The sequence below is a fragment of the Actinoalloteichus caeruleus genome (genome assembly GCF_049311605.1).
Taxonomy (GTDB): domain Bacteria; phylum Actinomycetota; class Actinomycetes; order Mycobacteriales; family Pseudonocardiaceae; genus Actinoalloteichus_B; species Actinoalloteichus_B caeruleus.
In genome coordinates this window covers 4,391,532-4,412,711 of the sequence record NZ_CP186005.1, presented here as the reverse complement: position 1 = coordinate 4,412,711, position 21,180 = coordinate 4,391,532, and the positions used below count along the sequence as shown (strand labels likewise).

General features: G+C 72.0%; 15 protein-coding genes, 1 pseudogene and 1 riboswitch. Of the genes and pseudogenes, 13 read left to right on the top strand and 3 right to left on the bottom strand.

All coding sequences use genetic code 11. The features are described from left to right. Window positions 1-2 precede the first annotated feature (2 nt). The 11 genes and pseudogenes from ACOJVX_RS17755 to ACOJVX_RS17705 all read left to right on the top strand — a co-directional run bounded on the left by ACOJVX_RS17755 (window position 3) and on the right by ACOJVX_RS17705 (window position 11,887). On the top strand, window positions 3-734 hold the full coding sequence (locus tag ACOJVX_RS17755; protein WP_026420021.1) for a YggS family pyridoxal phosphate-dependent enzyme: 732 nt from the start codon (window positions 3-5) through the stop codon (window positions 732-734). 105 nt (window positions 735-839) lie between these two features. Continuing rightward, complete coding sequence (locus ACOJVX_RS17750) at window positions 840-1,472, top strand: cell division protein SepF (protein ID WP_026420022.1); 633 nt, start codon at window positions 840-842, stop codon at window positions 1,470-1,472. A gap of 20 nt (window positions 1,473-1,492) precedes the next feature. Next, window positions 1,493-1,777 (top strand): YggT family protein, encoded by a 285-nt coding sequence (locus ACOJVX_RS17745; protein WP_026065904.1) that lies wholly within the window; start codon window positions 1,493-1,495, stop codon window positions 1,775-1,777. A gap of 78 nt (window positions 1,778-1,855) precedes the next feature. Next, window positions 1,856-2,665 carry a DivIVA-like cell division protein Wag31 gene (locus tag ACOJVX_RS17740; protein ID WP_026420023.1) on the top strand — a complete coding sequence of 270 codons (810 nt, stop codon included), beginning with the start codon at window positions 1,856-1,858 and terminating at the stop codon, window positions 2,663-2,665. 514 nt (window positions 2,666-3,179) lie between these two features. Beyond that, window positions 3,180-6,434, top strand: coding sequence for an isoleucine--tRNA ligase (gene ileS, locus ACOJVX_RS17735; RefSeq protein ID WP_422646936.1), 3,255 nt, complete (start codon window positions 3,180-3,182; stop codon window positions 6,432-6,434). 678 nt (window positions 6,435-7,112) lie between these two features. After that, a pseudogene (locus ACOJVX_RS17730) lies at window positions 7,113-7,326 on the top strand (MFS transporter); the annotation flags it as partial. Window positions 7,327-7,673: 347 nt separating this feature from the next. Continuing rightward, a complete protein-coding gene (locus ACOJVX_RS17725; protein WP_026420025.1) occupies window positions 7,674-7,955 on the top strand; it encodes a DUF167 domain-containing protein in 282 nt (93 codons plus the stop codon). 148 nt (window positions 7,956-8,103) lie between these two features. Beyond that, a riboswitch (SAM riboswitch) is annotated at window positions 8,104-8,217 on the top strand. Window positions 8,218-8,256: 39 nt separating this feature from the next. Further along, window positions 8,257-9,633: an aminotransferase class V-fold PLP-dependent enzyme gene (locus ACOJVX_RS17720; RefSeq protein ID WP_103056433.1), complete on the top strand. Its 1,377-nt coding sequence runs from the start codon at window positions 8,257-8,259 to the stop codon at window positions 9,631-9,633. Between the two features lie 104 nt (window positions 9,634-9,737). Beyond that, on the top strand, window positions 9,738-10,397 hold the full coding sequence (lspA, locus tag ACOJVX_RS17715; RefSeq protein ID WP_425475822.1) for a signal peptidase II: 660 nt from the start codon (window positions 9,738-9,740) through the stop codon (window positions 10,395-10,397). Further along, window positions 10,394-11,323, top strand: coding sequence for an RluA family pseudouridine synthase (locus ACOJVX_RS17710; protein ID WP_026420027.1), 930 nt, complete (start codon window positions 10,394-10,396; stop codon window positions 11,321-11,323). Before lspA ends, ACOJVX_RS17710 begins: the two co-directional genes overlap by 4 nt. 186 nt (window positions 11,324-11,509) lie before the next feature. Then, window positions 11,510-11,887, top strand: a complete 378-nt coding sequence (locus ACOJVX_RS17705; protein WP_155886228.1) for a hypothetical protein — start codon at window positions 11,510-11,512, stop codon at window positions 11,885-11,887. Window positions 11,888-11,944: 57 nt separating this feature from the next. Here ACOJVX_RS17705 and ACOJVX_RS17700 read toward each other — a convergent pair whose 3' ends face one another. From ACOJVX_RS17700 to dnaE, 3 genes are all read right to left on the bottom strand, one after another. Continuing rightward, the gene (locus ACOJVX_RS17700; RefSeq protein WP_026420029.1) at window positions 11,945-12,994 is read right to left on the bottom strand and encodes an AsnC family protein; all 1,050 of its coding nucleotides are present in this window, start codon (window positions 12,992-12,994) and stop codon (window positions 11,945-11,947) included. Between the two features lie 102 nt (window positions 12,995-13,096). Continuing rightward, on the bottom strand, window positions 13,097-13,948 hold the full coding sequence (locus tag ACOJVX_RS17695) for a DUF4253 domain-containing protein (protein ID WP_103056435.1): 852 nt from the start codon (window positions 13,946-13,948) through the stop codon (window positions 13,097-13,099). 280 nt (window positions 13,949-14,228) lie between these two features. Beyond that, window positions 14,229-17,795, bottom strand: a complete 3,567-nt coding sequence (gene dnaE / locus ACOJVX_RS17690; RefSeq protein WP_030105874.1) for a DNA polymerase III subunit alpha — start codon at window positions 17,793-17,795, stop codon at window positions 14,229-14,231. Between the two features lie 759 nt (window positions 17,796-18,554). Here dnaE and ACOJVX_RS17685 point away from each other — a divergent pair. Continuing rightward, the gene (locus tag ACOJVX_RS17685) at window positions 18,555-19,775 is read left to right on the top strand and encodes a cytochrome P450 family protein (RefSeq protein ID WP_030105875.1); all 1,221 of its coding nucleotides are present in this window, start codon (window positions 18,555-18,557) and stop codon (window positions 19,773-19,775) included. Window positions 19,776-19,864: 89 nt separating this feature from the next. Then, entirely contained in the window at window positions 19,865-21,157 is a 1,293-nt protein-coding gene (locus ACOJVX_RS17680) for an adenosylmethionine--8-amino-7-oxononanoate transaminase (RefSeq protein WP_103056436.1), read from the top strand. Window positions 21,158-21,180: the final 23 nt, after the last annotated feature.

Genomic DNA, 21,180 nt, shown 5'->3' with positions numbered 1-21,180 from the left:
CCGTGACCGAGGACCGCGCCAGCGAACTGGCGGAGCGACTGCGGACGGTGCGCCGTCGCCTGGCCGACGCCGAACGGGCGGCCGGCCGGGAGGCGGGTTCGGTGCGCCTGCTGGCCGTCACGAAGAACTTCCCGGCGGAGGACGTGGCTCTGTTGGCCGACCTCGGCCTCAGCGAGTTCGGGGAGAGCAGGGACCAGGAAGCCCGGCCCAAGATCGGACGGGTCGGCGAGCTGCGGCCCGCGCTCGACGTGAGCTGGCACATGGTCGGCCGGCTCCAGCGGAACAAGGCGCGGGCGGTGGCCCGGTGGGCGGACGTCGTGCACTCCGTGGACAGCCTCCGGCTCGTCGAGGCGTTGCGCGGCGGGGTGCGGGCCGCCCTCGACGAGGGCCACCGGAGCCGGCCGCTGGACGTGCTGGTCCAGGTGAGTCTCGACGAGGATGCTGACCGTGGTGGTTGCCCACCCGGGCAAGTGACAATTCTCGCGGAATCCGTAGCCCAGGCGAGTGAACTGAGGCTGCGCGGAGTGATGGCTGTCGCGCCATTGGGTGGTAATCCCCTGACGGCGTTCCATAGTCTCGCTACCGTGTCCGATCAGATCCAGCGCCACCACCCAGGAGCCACCGAAGTCTCCGCCGGGATGAGTGGGGACATGGAACACGCCATCGCGGCGGGGTCAACCCTCGTGCGTGTCGGAACCGGTCTGCTGGGTACCCGGAAGTTAGCCTCGCCTTGAGGTTGACGGGGAAACCACGGCGGCCGGATGGCCGTCGAGTCGTGTGGTACGGGGGGAAGCTGAGGCCGACGGCCTGGCGGACCGGGAGGCGGGGAAGGGCTGTCCATGAGCGCGTTGCACAAGCTGAAGGCCTACTTCGGAATGGTCCCCACCGACGACTTGGAGGCGTACGACGAGTCGTCGTCTGGCTACCGGGACGGGTACCAAGATGGTGATGACTACGACTCCTACGGCGACCGGTCGGCTACTCGTGGCCGCCGCTCCAGCTCCTACCGCGGCGGTTACCGCCCCGCCGAGTTCGAGGACGACGACGAGGACTACACCGAGGGCGAGCAGCGCCCCTGGCCCCGGCGGCAGTGGTCGGGCGGGGACGCGCCGACCCGGGGAGCGCTGGCCGTGGATCCGCAACGGGAACCCGTTACCCGGATCCGCCCGGCGCCGGAGCCGGCGAGCAGCGTCATGAGCAGGATCACGACACTGCACCCGAAGACCTACAAGGAAGCCAGGACGATCGGGGAGCACTACCGTGACGGCACCCCGGTCATCATCAACCTCACCGAGATGGCCGACGCGGACGCGCAGCGTCTCGTGGACTTCGCCGCCGGCCTCGCGTTCGCGCTGCGCGGGTCGATCGACAAGGTCACGACGAAGGTGTTCTTGCTCTCACCGGCCAACGTCGACGTCACCGCCGAGCAGCGCAAGAAGCTCGCCGAGGGCGGGCTGTTTGGTCGCGGCTGACTAGTGGCAGAGTGAAGAGCGTGGATGCGGTCCGGATCGTCCTGTACTACGTGTTGTTCTTCTTCTGGCTGCTGCTGATGGCCAGGATCGTGGTCGAGCTCGTGCGGTCGTTCGCCCGCGAGTGGCGACCCAACGGAGGGGTTGCGGTCGCGCTGGAGACCATCTACACAGTGACAGACCCACCCGTTCGTGCGCTGCGTCGGCTCATCCCGACCGTTCGGATCGGCGGCGTGGGGCTGGACTTGTCGATTATGGTGCTACTGCTGGTTGTCTTCATCGCGATGCAACTGGTTGTGCCTTCCTAACAGGTTTCGACTGGAGCACACGGGGTTACGGGGAGCCCAGGTGCCGCAGAGTCGAGGAGTGCGTGAGGTGATCTGACCATGCCGTCTCTGACCCCCGCCGACGTTCACAACGTCGCGTTCAGCAAGCCCCCGATCGGTAAACGGGGCTACAACGAGGACGAGGTGGACGCCTTCCTCGACCTGGTTGAGTCCGAGCTCGCCAGGCTCATCGAGGAGAACAACGAGCTCCGCAACCAGGTCGAGCAGCTCGACCAGCAGCTCGACAACGCCAGGGCCGACCTGGAGGACGCCAGGGCGAACGCCGGGTCGGTGACCGCGGTCCGGCCGGTGGACGAACCGCGTCGGCTCTCGCCGGTCCCGCCGCCCACCCCGATGGAGCAGACCTCCCCGGGCGGCGACCACCACGTGCAGGCCGCCAAGGTGCTGGGACTCGCCCAGGAGATGGCCGACCGCCTGACCGGCGAGGCCAAGACCGAGGCCGACGGGATGCTCTCGGAGGCACGGGCCAAGTCCGAGCAGTTGCTCTCGGAGGCGCGCACGAAGGCCGACAGCATGATCAACGAGGCCAGGACCCGCGCGGAGACCATGGTGTCCGAGGCCAGGACCCGGTCCGAGACGCTGGAGCGGCAGGCCAGGGAGAAGGCGACCGGCCTGGAACGGGACGCCCAGCGCAAGCATGCCGAGGTGATGGGGAGCATCACCCAGGAGAAGAACAGCCTGGAGAAGCAGATCGAGGTGCTGCGCACCTTCGAACGTGAGTACCGGACCAGGTTGAAGACGATGCTGGACTCGCAGCTCCGCGAGCTGGAGGACCGGGGCTCGGCGGTGCCCGAGGGGCGGGCCAACCAGTCCGGCTACACCTTCGGCACGCGGGCGGAGGCCGGCTGACCGGAGTTCCCACGGCTGTGGGCTGACTGCCAGCTGTCCGCCGGGCGACCCCCGAGGGGTCGCCCGGCCGCCGGTTGTTCACTCCTTGCGGTGAAAACGGACCGTGATCAGTGCGCACTCGGTCGGGGTTCTCTCACTCCGGAGAGCGAGGACGAGCTCGCCGGGCAGGTGTGACGTCGCCGGCGGAGCGGGTCGGGCCAGCGGAGGGCATCCGTGCGCGTTCCCGCTCGCGACCCTCGCTATGCTGGTCGTCACAGGCACCGATCCGGCCATCACCGGGGAGCCTCCGGAAGAACGGCGCCGCCCCTGGGACGGGAGCCAAGTAGAACCGGACGGGTGGGCCCGTCACAGCCCAGAAGAGAGGTCGTCGCGGCCGGTCGTACCGGCGACGGCGGCAAGCGGGGTGGTACCGCGGTGCGCCTGCGAGTGCGCGTCGTCCCCGTGGGGGCTGGAGTCCCTGAGACTCCGGTCCGTGCGCAGGACGCCAGCCACGACGCCCCAAGGAGCGACACCGATGGCCTACCCCCGGGTCCATCTCACCGGAACACCGCGATCCGAGGCCGACGGTTCGGCCGACGGGACCACGGCCGCCGACGAGCGGCGCGGCGTGCCGGCCCAGCCCTCCTTCCCCGACCTCGAACTCGCCGTCCTCGACTACTGGGCTGCCGACGGCACCTTCGCCGCCAGCGTCGAGGCGCGGCCGGCGGGCGAGAACGGGGCCAACGAGTACGTCTTCTACGACGGTCCGCCCTTCGCCAACGGTCTTCCGCACTACGGCCACCTGCTGACCGGCTACGTCAAGGACGTCGTTCCCCGCTACCGCACGATGCGCGGCAGCCGCGTCGAGCGCCGCTTCGGTTGGGACACCCACGGCCTGCCGGCCGAGCTGGAGGCCGAACGGCAGCTGGGCATCACCGACAAGTCGCAGATCGATGAGATGGGCGTGGCCGCCTTCAACGAGGCGTGCCGGTCCTCCGTGCTCCGCTACACCGACGAGTGGCGGTCCTACGTCACCAGGCAGGCCCGGTGGGTGGACTTCGACAACGACTACAAGACCCTCGACATCGGGTACATGGAGTCGGTGATCTGGGCCTTCAAGCAGCTCTGGGACAAGGGGCTGGTCTACGAGGGCTACCGGGTGCTCCCCTACTGCTGGCGGGACGAGACCCCGCTGTCCAACCACGAACTGCGGATGGACGACGACGTCTACCAGCGCCGCCAGGACCCCGCCGTCACCGTGGGCTTCCGCGTCACCGGCAACGACTCCGCCCTCGACGGCGCCTACCTGCTCATCTGGACGACCACGCCCTGGACCCTGCCGGCGAACCTGGCGACCGCGGTCCACCCCGAGGTCGACTACGTGCTGGTGGAGTCGGACGGGCGGCGGTTCGTCCTGGCCGAGGCGCGCCTGGCCGCCTACGCCAGGGAGCTCGGCGAGGACCCGCTGGTCCTGGCCCGCCACAGCGGCTCCGAGCTGCTCGGGCTGCGCTACGCACCGCCGTTCCCGTACTTCGTCGGGCACGAGGGCGCCCACCGCGTCCTCGCCGCCGACTACGTGACCACCGAGGACGGCACCGGCGTCGTGCACATCGCCCCCGCCTACGGTGAGGAGGACAAGGCGGTCACCGACGCCGCCGGCATCGAGCCGGTGACCCCGGTCGACGCCAGGGGCCGCTTCACCTCCGAGGTGTCCGACTACGAGGGCCAGCAGGTCTTCGAGGCCAACCCGAACATCATCCGCGACCTGCGGGACGGCACCGAGGGCGCCTCCGAACAGGGCGCGGTGCTCCTGCGGCACGAGACCTACGACCACGCCTACCCCCACTGCTGGCGGTGCCGCAACCCGCTGATCTACCGGGCGGTGTCCTCCTGGTTCGTGCGGGTGACCGCGTTCAAGGACCGCATGGTCGAGCTGAACCAGGAGATCACCTGGTACCCCGAGCACGTCAAGGACGGTCAGTTCGGGAACTGGTTGGCCGGCGCCCGGGACTGGTCGATCTCCCGCAACCGGTACTGGGGTACGCCGATCCCGGTGTGGGTCTCCGACGACCCGAGCCACCCCCGGGTGGACGTGTACGGCTCGCTGGACGAGTTGGAGCGGGACTTCGGGGTGCGGCTGACCGATCTGCACCGCCCCTACGTGGACGAGCTGACCCGACCCAACCCGGACGACCCCACCGGTCGGTCCACGATGCGCCGGGTCCCGGACGTCCTCGACGTCTGGTTCGACTCCGGGTCGATGCCCTACGCGCAGGTGCACTACCCGTTCGAGAACGCGGACTGGTTCGAACACCACCACCCCGGCGACTTCATCGTGGAGTACATCGGCCAGACCCGTGGCTGGTTCTACACCCAGCACGTGTTGGCGACCGCGCTCTTCGACCGGCCGGCGTTCCGCAACTGCGTGTCGCACGGGATCGTGCTCGGGTCCGACGGGCAGAAGATGTCCAAGTCGCTGCGCAACTACCCGGACGTCAACGAGGTCTTCGACCGCGACGGTTCCGACGCCATGCGCTGGTTCCTGATGGCGAGCCCCATCCTGCGCGGCGGCAACCTGATCGTGACCGAACGGGGAATCCGGGAGTCGCTGCGCAAGGCGGTGCTGCCGCTGTGGAACTCCTGGTACTTCCTGTCCTTGTACGCCAACGCGGAGTCGTTGACCGGGGTGTCCTACGCGGACGGGGAGGAACTGGCCGCCGCCGGGCGCGGCGTCTCCCAGCACGTCCTCGACCGCTACGTCCTCGCCAAGACCCACGACCTGGTGCGGCGGGTCACCGAGCGGTTGGACCACTACGACATCGCCTCGGCGTGCGCGGAGGTCCAGGACTTCCTGGAGGTGCTCACCAACTGGTACGTGCGTCGGTCCCGCGACCGGTTCTGGGCCGGGTCCCAGGAGGCGGTGGACACCCTGCACACGGTGCTGGAGGTGACCTGCCGGGTCGTCGCCCCGCTGCTGCCGATGACCTCGGAGGCGGTGTGGCGCGGCCTCACCGGCGGCCGATCGGTGCACCTGACGGACTGGCCGGACGCGGACTCCCTGCCCTCGGATCCCGACCTGGTCGCGGCCATGGACCAGGTCCGGCAGGTGTGCTCCTCGGCCCTGGCCGTGCGGAAGGCGGCGCGGCGCCGGGTTCGTCTCCCGCTCGCCAGGCTGACCGCCGTGGTCGCCGACCCGGGGGCCTTGGCGCCCTTCGCCGACCTCATCAAGGACGAGGTCAACGTGAAGGAGGTCGAGCTCACCGACGACGGCAGCTCGTACGGTTCCTTCGAGCTCGCGGTCAACGCCAGGGTGGCCGGCCCCCGACTGGGCCGGGACGTGCAGAAGGTCATCCGCGCGGCCAAGGCGGGGGAGTGGCACGAGACCGAGGACGGCACGGTGGTCGTCGCCGGTGTGGAGCTGCTGCCGGGCGAGTACGAGCAGCGGCTGGCGAAGAACGTGGACGACGTCGAGTCCCTGCCGGGTAACGCGGGGCTGGTCGCCCTGGACACCGAGGTGACACCGGAACTGGCGGCCGAGGGCGTCGCCCGCGACCTGGTCCGCGTCGTGCAGCAGGCCCGCCGCGACGCGGGTCTCGACGTCTCGGACCGGATCGGGTTGGCGGTCGAGGTGCCGGCGGACCTGGTGGCGGCGGTGACCGCCCACGAGGAGTTCGTGCGGGGCGAGACCCTGGCGGTGTCGCTGTCCACCGCCATCGAGGAGGGTGCGCCCGCGCTCACCGGCACGGTGGGCGAGGGGACCTCCGTGCGGGTCTCCGTGACCAGGGTGTGAGCCCTCGGGCGCCGTCGCCGGTGGGAACGTGTCCCGCCCGGCGGCGCCCGGCGGGACCACCGACGAGGTCCCGGCCGCCGGGCCGGTGACCGACCGGCGCGGCAGTCGGGGCCGTCGTGGCCGTCCCGCTCCCGCCGGGACTGGGCGAACCGGTCGTCCGCCGCGCCATGGGCGCCCCCGCTCGGGCGTGGCGAGCGGTGCGGGTGGGCCGTGGTGGTCGTGCGGGGGGACGGACGGGCCGTCCCGCCCTCCCATGCCGGGAAGGGGAGCCGGTGGGGCGCGGTCCCCGGTGCGGGGCCGTCAGCCGAGGCCCGTCGACGAGGGGTCGCAGGCCCCGGCGGCCGCCTGCCCGGTGTGGTGGCCGCTCCCGTGAGCCGGGACGCGTCTGTCCCAGGGGCGGTCCCCGCCCCTGTTCCCGCACCGCCACCTCGGTGGCACCGGGCCGTCGCGTACCCACTGGTCGACGCGATCCATCAGGTCAGTTCTGGTTGAAACCAGCCCTCCGTCCCGTAGGTGCACGCACCGCGACCGCGCCGGTGATCCACCGACGCCATCCAGCCGTCGGTGTCGCCGTCCGCGCGGATCACCTCAGCTTCCGGTCAGGTCCGCCCCTCGGCCAGGGCCGGCGGGCTCGCGGTCGCCGGAGTCGGGTTCCTGCTGCTGCCCGTGGCGCCCAATCCCTTCTCCTACCCGACCCTGGCGATCGGGCTGGCCCTGTTGGGCGCTGGCGCGGGATCACTGGCCATCGCCTCGGCCATCATCATGTCCGGAACACCCCCGGAGAAGGCCGGCAACGCCGCCGCCATCGAGGAGACCGCCTACGACCTCGGCACCGTGCTCGGCGTCGCCGTGCTCGGCAGTCTGGCCTCAGTGTTCTACCGCGCCCAACTGGAAGTCGGGCTGGGGGAGGCCGATGTCGGGGGTGTTGACGCCGGTCCGGCCGGGGAGCCCCTCGCCGCGGTCCTGGAGCTGTCCTCGGAGTCCGGGGTGCCCGAGGTGGGTGCGGCTGGCGAGGGCGGCGTTCGGCGAGTCGCTGGCGACGGTGACCCTCCTGGCGGTGCCAGTCGTGGCCTGCCTCCTGGTGCCCCGGTCCCTGGACCTGACGAGACAGCGGCACTGATTGGGCGGCTCGCCCGCCGCGGGCCCACCAGCACCCCGACCGCGCTCGGCTCGCGTGTCGGGGCAGGGTGGTCGGTGCGGGCGGCCGGTCGGGACGCCCGGCGGAGGAGGTGGACGGTCGTGTTCCGTTTCGCGGTGCGTGTCAAACCCGGCGCGCGACGAACCGTCGTCGGGGGCAGGTGGGACGGGGTCCTGGGGCCGGCGTTGGTGGTGGCGGTGGCCGCCCCGGCGGTCGAGGGCAAGGCCAATGAGGCGCTCCGCCGCGCGGTGGCGGACGCGTTCGGTGTCCGCCGCCAAGCCGTGCGAGTGGACGCCGGGGAACGCGGTCGGGACAAGTGGCTGGTCGTCGACCTCGACGAGACCGCGGCCGAGGACCGCCTGCGCACCCTGCTGGAGGGCTGATGCCGGCGGCGACCGAGGAGGGGCGGACGACGGTGCCCGGGCGGGTCCAGCGCGGGGGTGGCTGTTCCGGTGGGTGCGGTCGGGCCGGCTCCCAGTGGCTGGGAGGCCCGCTGGACAGGTCGGGCGGCGGCGGTTAGGTTCTGCCGCAGGTCATGAGCGCCAGCGCCAAGCCCCGGCTCGCTGGCCGGCAACCCTCCTCCGCGGTGGGGTGCTCCGGGTGAGGACCAGGCCCGAGCCGTGTGGTGTCGGGCAAGCGCGGGGCCTACCACCGGGTCCCCCCTGGATCCGAGGAGGTCGTGCCATGTCGTCCGCACCCACCACCGCCCGCCCGTCCCGCCTCGCGCCCCCCGCGTCGGCCCTGCCGCCGGTGGTCGGTGCGGACCTGCGGGTCCCGCTGGTGACCGGCGGGGATGTCCCGTACGCGAACCTCGACCACGCGGCGAGCGCCCCCTGCCTCGAGGCGGTGCGGGACGCCGTCGACGCGGTCCTGCCCTGGTACGCGAGCGTCCACCGGGGAGCCGGGTTGCTGTCGCAGGCGTCGACGAGGATCTACGAGAACGCGCGGGCGACGGTGCGCCGGTTCGTCGACGCCCCGCCCGACCACGACGTCGTGTTCACCCGCAACACCACCGACGCGATGAACCTGGTCGCCGCCGTGTTGCCGGTGGGGACCGTGGTGGTCACCTTCGACACCGACCACCACGCGGCGCTGCTGCCCTGGGCCGGCCGCCGGGTGCGCCGCGTCCGCGCGCCGCGTACCCGGGGTGAGGCGGTGGCGGCGCTGGAGGCGGAGCTGTCCGGGCTGGTCGCCGACGGTGACCGGGTCGCCGTGGTGCTCACCGCCGCGTCGAACGTCACAGGTGAACTGTGGCCGGTGGCCGAGTTGGCCGAGGTCAGCCGTCGGCACGGAGCCCTGTCCGTCCTCGACGCCGCGCAGTGGGCGCCCCACCGGCCCGTGTCGGTGTCCGAGCTCGGGGTGGACTTCCTCGCCTTCTCCGGGCACAAGGCCTACGCGCCCTTCGGCTGCGGGGCGCTGACGGGGCCCGCGCGCCTGCTGCGGTCGGCGCCGCCGTACCTGCGGGGTGGAGGAGCGTCGGCCCTGGTGGAGTCCGTGGGAGCTGATCTGCGGGTGACCTGGGCGGCCGGTGTGGAGCGCCAGGAGGCCGGGACGCCGAACGTGGTGGGAGCGCACGCGCTCGCGGTGGCCTGCGAGACGCTGTCGGGGCACTGGCGGGGGGTGGCCGAGCACGAGGACCGGCTGGCGGGAGCACTGCGGGAGGGCGTCGCGGCCGTGCCGGGGGTGCGTCCGCTGCGGCTGTTCGACGATGCCACCCCCTCGGTGGGCGTCGTCAGCTTCGGCGTCGACGGGATCGACCCGGGGTTGCTGGCCGCCGCGCTGTCGGCGGAGTACGGGATCGGGGTGCGGGACGGGGCGTTCTGCGCGCACGTCGCGACCGAGCGCCTGCTGGCCCGGGCGGGGGTCGGTGGGGGACGCGCGGTGCGGGTCAGCGTGGGCCTGGGAGCCACCGAGGAGCACGTCGACCGCCTGCTCGCCGCGCTCCGGGCGGTGGTGGCCTCGGGGCCGGCCTGGTCCTATGCCCAGCGGGACGGGCGCTGGGTGCCAGTCCCGGACCCCCGGCGGTTGCCGGTCGGGCTCCTGGGGGACGGGCCCGCCTGAGCGCGGGTGGCCCCACCGAGCGGCCCGGGGCTGCCCGACCAGCGCCCGCTGGCCGGTGTCGACGCCTGTGACCAGCGTCGATGCCGGTAGGTCACAATGACTGGGTGACCGAGACCGGCCCTGCGGGGTCCAACGCCGACGACGATCCCGCCAACGCCGACGCGGGAGCCGTCGGCGGACCCAGCGGCCCCGCCGTGCCCCCTGGTGGGGGGTCGCCGAGACGACGGGTGGGCCTGCTCGCGGTGGTGGCCGGGGTGGCGTTCGCCCTCGACCTCGTCACCAAGGTCGTGGCCGTCGCCCAGCTGGAGGGGCGGGAGCCGGTGCGGCTGCTCGGTGGCGGTGTGTACCTGGTGCTGCTGCGCAACCCCGGCGCCGCCTTCTCGATGGCGACGGGCATGACGTGGCTGCTGACCCTGGTCGCCGTCGGCGTGGTCGTGGGTATCATCTGGATCGCGCCCCGGTTGCGCTCGGTGGGTTGGGCCCTGGGGTTGGGCCTCATGCTGGGCGGTGCGCTGGGCAACCTCGCGGACCGGATCTTCCGTTCCCCGGCGCCCCTGCACGGCCACGTCGTGGACTTCGTCTCGTTGTTCGCTCCTGACGGCAGCGTGTGGCCGGTGTTCAACGTCGCCGACTCCGCGCTGGTGGGCGGGGTGGCGCTGCTGGTGGTGCTGGCCGTGCTCGGCCGGGACTACGACGGGAGCACCGTCCGGGGGCGCGCCGACCAGGAGAAGACGACCACCGCCGAGGGAGACGACCAGCGATGAGCGACACCCGCACCTTTCCGGTGCCCGACGGACTCGACGGGATGCGGGTCGACGCCGGCCTGGCGAAGCTGCTCGGTCTGTCACGGACGGCCGTGGTCTCGATCGCCGAGTCCGGTGGCGTGGTGATCGACGGTGCTCCCGCGGGCAAGTCGGACCGGCTGGTGGCCGGTTCGTGGATGGAGGTCCAGCTCCCCCAGCCGGAGCGGCCGGTCGTGGCCGCACCCGAGCCGGTGCCGGGCTTGCGGATCCTCCACGAGGACGAGGACGTGGCTGTCGTCGACAAGCCGGTCGGGGTCGCCGTCCACCCGAGCCCGGGCTGGACCGGGCCGACGGTCCTGGCGGGGCTGGCGGCGATGGGGTTGCGGATCGCGACGTCCGGTGCCGCCGAGAGGCAGGGGGTGGTGCACCGGCTCGACGTGGGCACCACCGGGGTGATGGTGGTCGCCAAGAGCGAGACCGCGTACTCGACCCTGAAGCGGGCGTTCAAGGAGCGGACGGTCTCCAAGATCTACCACGCGGTGGTCCAGGGTCACCCTGATCCGACCAACGGCACCATCGACGCCCCGATCGACCGGCATCCCCGGCACGACTACAAGTTCGCGGTGGTGGCGGGGGGCAAGCCCAGCGTCACCCACTACGAGGTGGTGGAGGCCTTCCGGGCCGCCTCGTTGGCCGAGGTGCGGCTGGAGACCGGGCGGACGCACCAGATCCGGGTGCACTTCGCCGCGCTGCGGCACCCCTGCGCCGGTGACCTCACCTACGGTGCCGACCCCACCCTCGCCCAGCGGCTGGGGCTGACGCGGCAGTGGCTGCACGCCAGGCGGCTCGGGTTCGACCACCCGGGCACGGGGGAGTGGGTGGAGTTCACCAGCGAGTACCCGGACGACCTCGCCGAGGCGTTGCGGCGGCTGCGTTCGGAGAGTTGACCGCCGGGCGGTGGTCCCCTGGCGCGGGCTGTCCCGGCCCGGGCCCAGCCGGTCGGGCGTGTGCCGACGCAACGGGTCGGCCACGACCTCGGGACGAAGTGACCGGAATGGGTGGATCATGCGCCGTCACCGTCTAGCGTGGTGGGGACGGCTGTGAGCCCGAACGGGACCGACTGGGGAGACGTCGTGCGGCAAGGACGAGACGAGCAGTACATCGAGGCGGGACGCGGAAGGCTGGCGGGGCCGGAGGAACCGCCCACCCCGCCGATGGGGTTCGCGCTGCCACCGGTGGCCGTGGGGGCCTCGGCCGGCGGCGCGTCGATGGCCGGGGGCGGTCGGCGGGACCCCTTCGACCCGCCGACCGAGCCGACCCCGCGACCGCTGGTGGACCAGACGGCGGCTGGCCAGGCGGCGCCGGCGGTGATCGGGGCCGAGGCGCCCGAGTCGGTCGAGGGCGAGACCCGGGACTGGCCGACGTTCAGCCGGAGCCGTGACGACGACCGGGAGGAGCCCGACGGCAGGGCTGGCTGGGTCGGCCGCATGTTCGGCCGCCGCGACGCCTGACCGGGCGGAGCTTCGCCGGCGTCACCCTCCGGGGCCGGCGCCGCGCGGGCGGCCCGCTCAGTCCTCGTCGACGGTCCAGGTCAGGGTGCGGTGGTCGGGGTCGGGTCCGGGGCTCCAGCGGACGGAGGTGACCCGGGTGCTGTCGGGCAGCACGTACACCGAGTGGCCGCCGGCGGTCTCCCCGGGTCCCACTCCGATGCGGTAGGCGGGCCGGGAGGACAGGGACACGGGGGCCTTCGACACCGGTTGGTCGTCCTCGGTCACCAGGACGAGGTACAGGTCGGGCAGGGCCGCGAACGGCAGGGGGCCCTGGTTGGTGATCTCGGTGTGGACGACGACGGCGCGTTCGCCCTCCTGGAGGGTGTACCCGGCTGCCTCGAACAGGAAGTTCGCCGGGTCGACGACCTCCAGGAGCTGGATGCGGACGCGTTCGCCCTCGACGCCGTGCGTCTCCAGGGCCGTCCCGACCTGACCGGCCCGGGGTGGGGTGGGGGTGGCAGCCGGAGGGCCGTCCCCTCTCGCCCACGACGCCGACTGCGGTGGACCCCACACGCTGGCGGGATCCGAGGGCGCCCCCTCCTGCGCGGCCGGAGCCGGGTGCGGGGGCGCGGCCGGGCCTGGCGGCGGTGCGGGGAACGGGCCGCTGGGTGGCGCCTGCCCCGGCGGTGGGAAGCCGGGTGCCGGGTGCGGGTAGGGACCGCTGGCCGCGCCGGGGTGGTGCGCCGGGGGGTAGGCCCCGCTGGCGCTGCCCGGCGGGGGGTAGGGGCCGCTACCGCTGCCCGGGGGAGGGTAGGAGCCGCTGGGCGTGCCGTGCACCGGGTAGCCGGGCGGGGCTGGCGCCGGGTAGCCCGGTGGCGGGCCGGGCGGGTAGGACTGGTACTGGTGCTGCGCCCAGGCTCCGGCCGCCATCAACACGTTGCGGATGGCCTGTTGGTCGCACTCCACCCCGACCACCAGGGGGAGGCCGGCGGCGGACAGGGCCGCCAGGCGGGCGGCCACCTCCCGCACGTCCATGCCCAACCGGTGCGCCATGTCGGTGACGGACGCGCGACCGGCCTCGGCGATCAACGCGAGTAACCGGGTGTCGACGGGATCAGGACCAACCACGTCAGGCACGCTACCTAATCATGGGGGCCGCCCACCGGGCGGAGCCGACAACGGTGGCTCGTTCCCGTAGCGGGACGGCGCGGGAACGGGGGTGCGGCGGCATCATTCCCACCAGAAGGTCCAGGAGTGGTGCCCCACGATCTGCCGGGCGTAGTCGCCCAGGTTGCCGACCCCCTGGTCGATGCTGTCGGGGCAGAACGACCAGTGCTCGGCCGCCACGGCCAGGGCGTGCTCCGGGGTCTTGGGCGGCGCCGCCACGCTGAGGTCCAGGGTGTCGAACCCGAGCCGGACGACGCGCACCCCGAACCGGTCCTCCCAGCTGCGCAGGATCGCCGACAGGGGGGCGGTGCGCTCCGAGTAGTTCACCGGCCCCATCCAGCCGATCTGGGCGAGCGCGTCCGCGCCGCGCGACGCCGCGACGAGCCCCAGCCGAGCCACCCCGTCGGTCAGTTCACCGGCCAGCCAGTCGGCGACCTCCTCCGGGGGTCGGTCGGGCACGGCCCTGGGGGCGAGGCCGGGGAAGTCGGGGCCGAAGGGCAGCAGCTGTTCGCTGACGTCGTGTCCGCCGCCGGACGGGGCGGCCGATTCGGCCCACCACTCCGCCATCAGGGCCCGCGCGTCGTGCCGGTCGACGCGGGACACCGGTTCGGGAGCGAGCTCCCCGGTCTCCCACGGCTCACCGCCCTGGAGGTCACTGGGGCGCAGCAGCAGCGGCCACAGCCCGGTCTCGGGGTGGAGGGCGCGGTACCGGGCCCACGTCCCAGCCCCGGCGGGGTCCCGGCTGAGCCACAGCGCGGGCCGCACGGTGGACAGCCGGTAGCGGGCGAAGCTCTCGTCGGCCCAGATGAGCTCGCCCGGCGGCAGGTCCGGTGGGAGGGGCCGCCCGTCCCCGCCCTCGGGGAACAGGGCCGCCAACTCGTCCGGCAGTGATCTCGTGTCCGCCTGATCCACCACGTCGGGTTCTCCCGGATGTCGTCCAGTGCTCGGGTCGCCCCTTGCGTTGGGCCTGCCGATATTCTCACGCCAAACCGACGACGAGCGTGATCATCAGATCGTGGGGGCCGCGGCCGCGCGCGACCACGCAGGGTGCGGGACGTGGCGGCTGTCGGACGAGGAAGATCACCCGCGAGGGGGCCAGTCGGGCAGGCCGGTGAACCTCGGCGAGGCGGTCCGGGCGGGCGTGCGACGGGGCCCGCCCCCGACGCGCGGGAACGGGCCCCTCGGTGGTGTGGCCTCAGGCGCTGATCGTGACGCCCGGGATCGCCTTCAGCTCTCCGAAGAAGGCCGGCGAGGTGGAGATCGGGTAGTCGTCCACGGCCAGCATGGCCGTCTTGTGCTGGTAGTGCAGCTTCAGCCGCACCGGGGTCTCCCCCGGGTGGGCGCGCAGCGCCTGCTTGAGGTCGCTGACCACCTCCTCGGTGATCAGTTCGGACTTGACCAGCAGCGTCAACGGTGGTTCGACGCCGGGGTTGTTCTCCGCCTCGCTGATGTCCAGCGGGATCACCCCGGAACCGAAGATGCTCATCTTGTCCTCGCGCCAGTTGACCCGGCCCTTGACCGCCACGGCGGTGTCCTCCACGAGGTCCTGGCCGAGCACCGCGTAGGACTTGGGGAAGAACAGCACCTCGATGGAGGCGTCCAGGTCCTCCACGGTCGTGATCGCCCAGGGCTCGCCGTTCTTGTTGACCCGCCGCTCGACCGAGGAGATCATGCCGGCGATGATGACCTCCCCCTCCTTCGGTGGGTCGTTGAGCAGGGCGGCGATGTCCCGGGGGGCCTGCTTGCGCAGGATGCGCTCCGCCCCGTCCAGGGGGTGCGCCGACACGTAGAGCCCCAGCATCTCCCGTTCGTAGGCCAGCTTCTGCTTGCGGGGCCACTCCTCGGGGGTGTAGGTGAGGTGCGCCAGCGGGGAGGCGTCCTCGCTGGCCGGCGTGTCGTCGCCACCGCCGAACAGGTCGAACTGGCCCATCGCCTCCTGCCGCTTGAGGCCGATCACGGCGTCGACGGCCGCCTCGTGGTGTTCGATCAGCGAGCGGCGCGAGTGGCCGAGCGAGTCGAACCCGCCGGCCTTGATCAGCGACTCGATCACCCGCTTGTTGCAGCTGACGATCTCCGACTTGGTGAGGAAGTCGTTGAAGGAGGTGTAGGCGCCCTTCTTCTTCCGCGTGTCGATGATCGACTGCACGACGTTGCCGCCGACGTTGCGGATGCCGCCGAGGCCGTAGCGGATGTCGGTCCCCACGGCGGCGAAGCGCAGCGCCGACTCGTTGACGTCGGGAGCCAGCACCTGGATGCCGAGGCGGCGGCACTCGGAGAGGTAGACCGCGGACTTGTCCTTGTTGTCGGCGACCGAGGTGAGCAGGGCGGCCATGTACTCGGCCTGGTAGTTGGCCTTGAGATAGGCGGTCCAGTAGGAGACCAGGGCGTAGCCGGCGGCGTGGGACTTGTTGAACGCGTAACCGGCGAACGGCAGGATCGTGTCCCAGAGCGTCTTGATGGCCTCGTCGGAGAAACCCTTCTCCCGCATCCCGGCCTGGAAGCCCTCGAACTCCTTCTCGAGCACCTCCAGCTTCTTCTTGCCCATCGCCTTGCGGAGCACGTCCGCGCGTCCCATCGAGTACCCGGCGACCTTCTGCGCGATGCGCATGATCTGCTCCTGGTACACGATCAGGCCGTAGGTCTCGGAGAGGATCTCCTCCAACGGTTCGGCCAGCTCGGGATGGATCGGGGTGATCTCCTGGCGGCCGTTCTTGCGGTCGGCGTAGTTGTTGTGGCTGTTCATCGCCATCGGGCCCGGGCGGTAGAGGGCGTTGACGGCGATGATGTCGCTGAACTCGGTGGGCTGCATCCTGCGCAGCAGGTCCCGCATGGCGCCGCCCTCGAGCTGGAACACGCCGAGCGCGTCCCCGCGCCCCAGCAGCTCGAAGGTCCTCGTGTCCGTCAGGCCCAGCACGTCGAGGTCGATCTCGTCGCCCCGGTTCGCCCTGATGTTGTCGATGGCGTCGTTGATGATGGTGAGGTTCCGCAGCCCGAGGAAGTCCATCTTCAACAGGCCGATGGCCTCGCAGGACGGGTAGTCCCAGCCGGTGATGATCGACCCGTCGTCCCGCTGCCACAGCGGGATGGCGTCCATCAGCGGTTCGGAGGACATGATCACCGCGCAGGCGTGCACGCCCGCGTTGCGGATCAGGCCCTCCAGACCACGGGCGGTCTCGAAGATCTTGGAGACCTCCGCGTCCGTCTCGATCAGGGTGCGCACCTCGGCGGCCTCGGGGTACCGCTCGTGCTCCGGGTTGACGATGCCGGCCAGCGGGATGTCCTTGGCGGCCACCGGCGGGGGCAGGGCCTTGGAGATCCGGTCCGCGATCGCGTAACCGGGCTGACCGAAGTGCACCCGGGCGGAGTCCTTGATCGCCGCCTTGGTCTTGATCGTGCCGAAGGTGATGACCTGCGCGACGCGGTCGGCGCCGTACTTCTCCGTGGCGTAGCGGACCATCTCACCCCGGCGGCGGTCGTCGAAGTCGATGTCGATGTCGGGCATCGACGCGCGCTCGGGGTTGAGGAACCGTTCGAAGAGCAGTCCCTGGGGGATCGGGTCCAGGTTGGTGATCCCCAGGGCGTACGCCACCAGGGAACCCGCCGCGGAACCACGACCGGGGCCGACGCGGATGCCGATCTCCTTGGCGTGCTGGACGAGGTCACCCACGACGAGGAAGTAGGCGGGGAAGCCCTTCTGCGCGATGACGCTCAACTCGAACTCGGCCCGCTCGTGGTAGCCGTCGGGCACGCCCTCCGGGAAGCGCCAGTCCAGCCCCTTCATCACCTCCCGGTGCAGCCAGGACTCCTGCGTCTCGCCCTCGGGCACGTCGAAGACGGGCATCCGGTCGCGGTGCTCGTAGACCTCGGCGTAGGACTCGACCCGCTCGGCGATCAGCAGTGTCGACTCGGACGCGCCGGGGACCTCCTTGTCCCAGAACGCCCGCATCTCCTCGGCCGACTTCAGGAAGTAGCCGTCGCCGTCGAACTTGAAGCGGTTCGGGTCGGAGAGAGTCTTGCCGGACTGCACGCACAGCAGGGCGGAGTGCGACTCCGCCTGGTCCTTGGTGACGTAGTGCGAGTCGTTGGTGGCCAACGGCCGCAGTTCGAGCCGTTTGGCGATGTCGAGCAGCCCCTCCCGCACCGAGCGTTCGATGGCCAGCCCGTGGTCCATCAGCTCGACGAAGAAGTTGTCGGCGCCGAAGATGTCCTTGTAGTCACTGGCGGCCTGGATGGCCTCGTCGAACTGGCCCAGTCGCAGCCGGGTCTGGACCTCGCCGGAGGGGCAGCCGGTGGTGGCGATGATGCCCTGGCTGTTCTCCGCGATCAGGTCGCGGTCCATCCGGGGCTTGCGGTAGTAGCCCTCGATGGAGGCCAGCGAGGACAGCTTGAAGAGGTTCCGCAGGCCGGTGGCGTCGCCGGCCAGCATCGTCATGTGGGTGTACGCACCCCCACCGGAGACGTCACCGCCCTCACCGAACTGGTCCGTGGAGCGCTGGTGGGACTGGCCCCAGAACACCGGCTTCTTGTGGAACCGGCTGCCGGGAGCGAGGTAGGCCTCGATCCCGATGATCGGCTTGATGCCCGCCTTCTTCGACTGTTGGTAGAACTCGTCGGCCCCGTACATGTTCCCGTGGTCGGTCATGCCGACCGCCGGCATCCCGAGTCTCTTGGCCTCGGCGAACAGCGGCGCCATCTTGGCCGCTCCGTCCAGCATCGAGTACTCGGTGTGGACATGCAGGTGGACGAAGGAGTCACCGGGCACGGGCAGGGACCTCCGGGGCGTGTCGACGGCGCGCGGGGGCGGCGGTGCGGGCCGCGCGGGAGAAGCGCCCAGCCTATGTCCTGGCCGTGCCGCGACGAGAGCACCCCACCCGGGGTGTCGCCCTCGGTTCGGGGTGTCCCACCGCACGGTGGGACGGCGTGGGGCGAGGCCACGACGCCCCTCGGGTGTGGCGGGGTGGCGTGGCTGGCGAGTCCCACCCGCCCCCCGAGGTTGATCGGGGGTCGCGACGGGTGGTAGTTGGTTGAACCGGCAACGTGACGTCCCGTCAGGCCCGGCGGGCACCGGTGATCGTCGAGGAGGGGTCGGAGCATGACCGGCGTGTCGGCCTGGGCCGGCCCATCGACCCGGTGCGGCCGGGGCGGTGACGACCGCGCGCCGGTGCTCGCCGTGACCGGCTCGGGTGGTGATCGAGGTGGCGGGGAGGCGTGGGACCAGCCGTCGGTTCCGGGGTCGCGGCGACCGGCCGCGTGCCTCGCCGGGAGAGCGCGCCAGCCCGGGCGAGGCCGGCGGGGAGGGCGGCTCGCGGGCGGACGCCCCCGCTGGTCCGGGCGCCCCATGCCCCCGCGCCCGAGCGGACCGCCGCACCCGCCAGGGGGAGTAGTGGCCGTGCCGCCCGCGGACCCCGCGCTGGGCCGAGCGGAGTAGTTCCGGCGGCTTCCCGTGATTGGCCGTTTACTCCGAGCCATCGAGACGGTTCACTCGTCACGCGCAAGATCATCTGAACGAGGAAGGATCTCCATGACCCAGTCGCTGACCGCCCCACGGCCGCTCGGGGACGACTTCTTCCAGGATCCCCACCGCGTCTACGAGGCGTTACGGACCACCGGACCCGCGCACGCGGTCCGACTACCCTCCGGTCTTCGGGCGTGGGTCGTCACCCGGTACGACGAGGCGAAGGAAGCGCTGACCACGCCGTCGCTGAGCAAGGACTACCGGGGCTTCTCCAGCCTCTTCCGGCACCTCGACCTGCCCGACGGCCAGACACCGGCCGAGCTGGCCGGCAGCTTCGCCGCCCAGATGGTCAACATGGACCCGCCGGAGCACACCCGGCTGCGGCGCCTGGTGCGGCAGGTCTTCAGCCCCCGCATGGTCGTCAACCTCCGCCCCCGCGTCGAGGCCATCACCACCGAGCTGCTCGACGAGATGGAGTCGAGGACGGAGGTCGACCTCCTCGACGCCTTCGCCTTCCCGCTGCCCATCAGGGTGATCTGCGAGTTGTTGGGCATCCCGCACGCCGACGCGGACGAGTTCCGGCGGTGGAGCGCCGACGTGGTCGCCAACTACGGACCGGCGGACGGCACCCAGTCCTCGATCAACGACATGCTCGCCTACCTCCAGCACCTCATCGCCGAGAAGCGCGCGCACCCGGGCAACGACCTGCTGACCGACCTGATCGAGGCCAGGGACGGTGAGGACCGGCTCAGCGAGGAGGAGCTGGTCGCGATGGCGTTCCTCCTGGTGGTGGCCGGTCACGAGACCACGGTGAACCTCATCGGCAACGGGATGCTGCACCTGATGCGCCACCCCGAGCAGCTGCGGGCGCTGCGGTCCGACCTGACCATGCTGCCGGCCGCCATCGAGGAGATCCTGCGCTTCGAGGGCCCGGTGCACCTGGCCAGCATCCGGTACGCCACCGAGGAGTTCCGCCTGGGCGACGCCCGGATCGGCGTCGGGGAGATCGTGCTGGTCTCGCTGCTCGCGGGCAGTCGGGACGACCAGTGCTACTCCCGCCCGGACGAGTTCGACATCACCCGCAACGCCAGCGGGCACCTGGCGTTCGGCCACGGCGTGCACTACTGCGTCGGAGCCGCGATGGCCAGGATGGAGGGCGAGGTGGCCTTCGGTGGGCTGCTGCGCCGGTTCCCGAACATGAGCCTGGGCACGCCCCAGTCAGAGATCCGGTGGCGCCAGTCGACCCTGGTCAGGGCCCTGGAGGAACTGCCGGTCCGCCTGCGCTGAGGCCACCCGCTCCACCCAGGTGGTCCCCGGTCCTCCGCCAGGGCGGGGGACCACCTCGGGCGGGGCGATCACCGCTCTACCCTGCTGGGGTGACGGTCGAACACCTGCTGGACCTGGACCGACGGCACGTCTGGCACCCGTACGGGCCCATGCCGGGAACGGTGGAGCCGCTGGTGGTGGACTCGGCGTCCGGCGTGCGGCTCCGCCTCGCCACCCCCGTGGCCGGGCGGGCGGAACTGGTCGACGGCATGTCCTCGTGGTGGTCGGCGATCCACGGCTACCAGGTGCCCGAGCTGGACGCCGCCGCGCGGGACCAGCTCGGGCGGATGAGCCACGTCATGTTCGGGGGGCTGACCCACGAGCCCGCGGTGCGGCTGTGCGCACGGCTGGCGGAGATCACCCCGGGGTCACTGCCCCACGTCTTCCTCAGCGACTCCGGATCGGTCGCCGTCGAGGTGGCCGCCAAGATGTGCCTCCAGCACTGGCGGTCCCGGGGACGACCGGAGAAGACCCGCCTGCTCACCTGGCGCGGCGGCTATCACGGCGACACCTTCCACCCGATGAGCGTCTGCGACCCGGTGGGGGGGATGCACGCGTTGTGGTCGGGGGTCCTGCCCGAGCAGGTGTTCGCCCCCGCACCGCCCCCGGGTGCCCACGCCGGAGTCGACCAGGACTACGTGCGGACCCTGGCGGACCTGGTGGAGCGGCACGCCGACGAGCTGGCGGCCGTGATCGTGGAGCCGGTGGTGCAGGGCGCGGGAGGGATGCGGTTCCACGACCCCCGCTACCTGCACGTCCTGCGTGAACTCACCCTCGCCCACGACGTGCTGCTCGTCTTCGACGAGATCGCCACCGGCTTCGGTCGCACCGGTGAGCTCTTCGCCGCCGACCACGCCGGAGTCGCGCCCGACGTCCTCTGCCTGGGCAAGGCCCTCACCGGCGGGTACGTGAGCCTGGCCGCGACGCTGTGCTCGGAGGAGGTCGCGGAGGGGATCTCCGCCGGTGCCGTGCCCGTCCTGGCGCACGGCCCCACGTTCATGGGCAACCCGTTGGCCTGCGCGGTCGCGGCGGCCTCCGTCGAGCTGCTGCTGGCGGGTGACTGGCGCGCCCGCGTCGCCCGGGTGGAGCGGGGCCTGCGGGCCGGCCTGGCCGCCGCTTCCGCGCTGCCCGGCGTGGTGGACGTCCGGGTGCTCGGGGCGATCGGGGTCCTCCAGCTCGACCGCCCGGTGGACCTCCCGGCGGCCAGGGAGACCGCCGCCCGGCACGGGGTGTGGCTGCGCCCCTTCCGGGACCTGGTGTACACGATGCCGCCCTACGTCAGCGAGGACGAGGACATCGCCGCGATCTGCGCGGCCATGACCGCGGTGGCCGAGGAGGCGTGAGGCGCGCCTGCCGCTAGGGTCGC

Coding starts and splice junctions, on each gene's coding strand:
- ACOJVX_RS17750 (WP_026420022.1), top strand. CDS start 840: ATGAGCGCGTTGCACAAGCTGAAGGCCTACTTCGGAATGGTCCCCACC.
- ACOJVX_RS17710 (WP_026420027.1), top strand. CDS start 10,394: ATGAGCGACACCCGCACCTTTCCGGTGCCCGACGGACTCGACGGGATG.
- ACOJVX_RS17720 (WP_103056433.1), top strand. CDS start 8,257: ATGTCGTCCGCACCCACCACCGCCCGCCCGTCCCGCCTCGCGCCCCCC.
- ACOJVX_RS17740 (WP_026420023.1), top strand. CDS start 1,856: ATGCCGTCTCTGACCCCCGCCGACGTTCACAACGTCGCGTTCAGCAAG.
- ileS (WP_422646936.1), top strand. CDS start 3,180: ATGGCCTACCCCCGGGTCCATCTCACCGGAACACCGCGATCCGAGGCC.
- ACOJVX_RS17685 (WP_030105875.1), top strand. CDS start 18,555: ATGACCCAGTCGCTGACCGCCCCACGGCCGCTCGGGGACGACTTCTTC.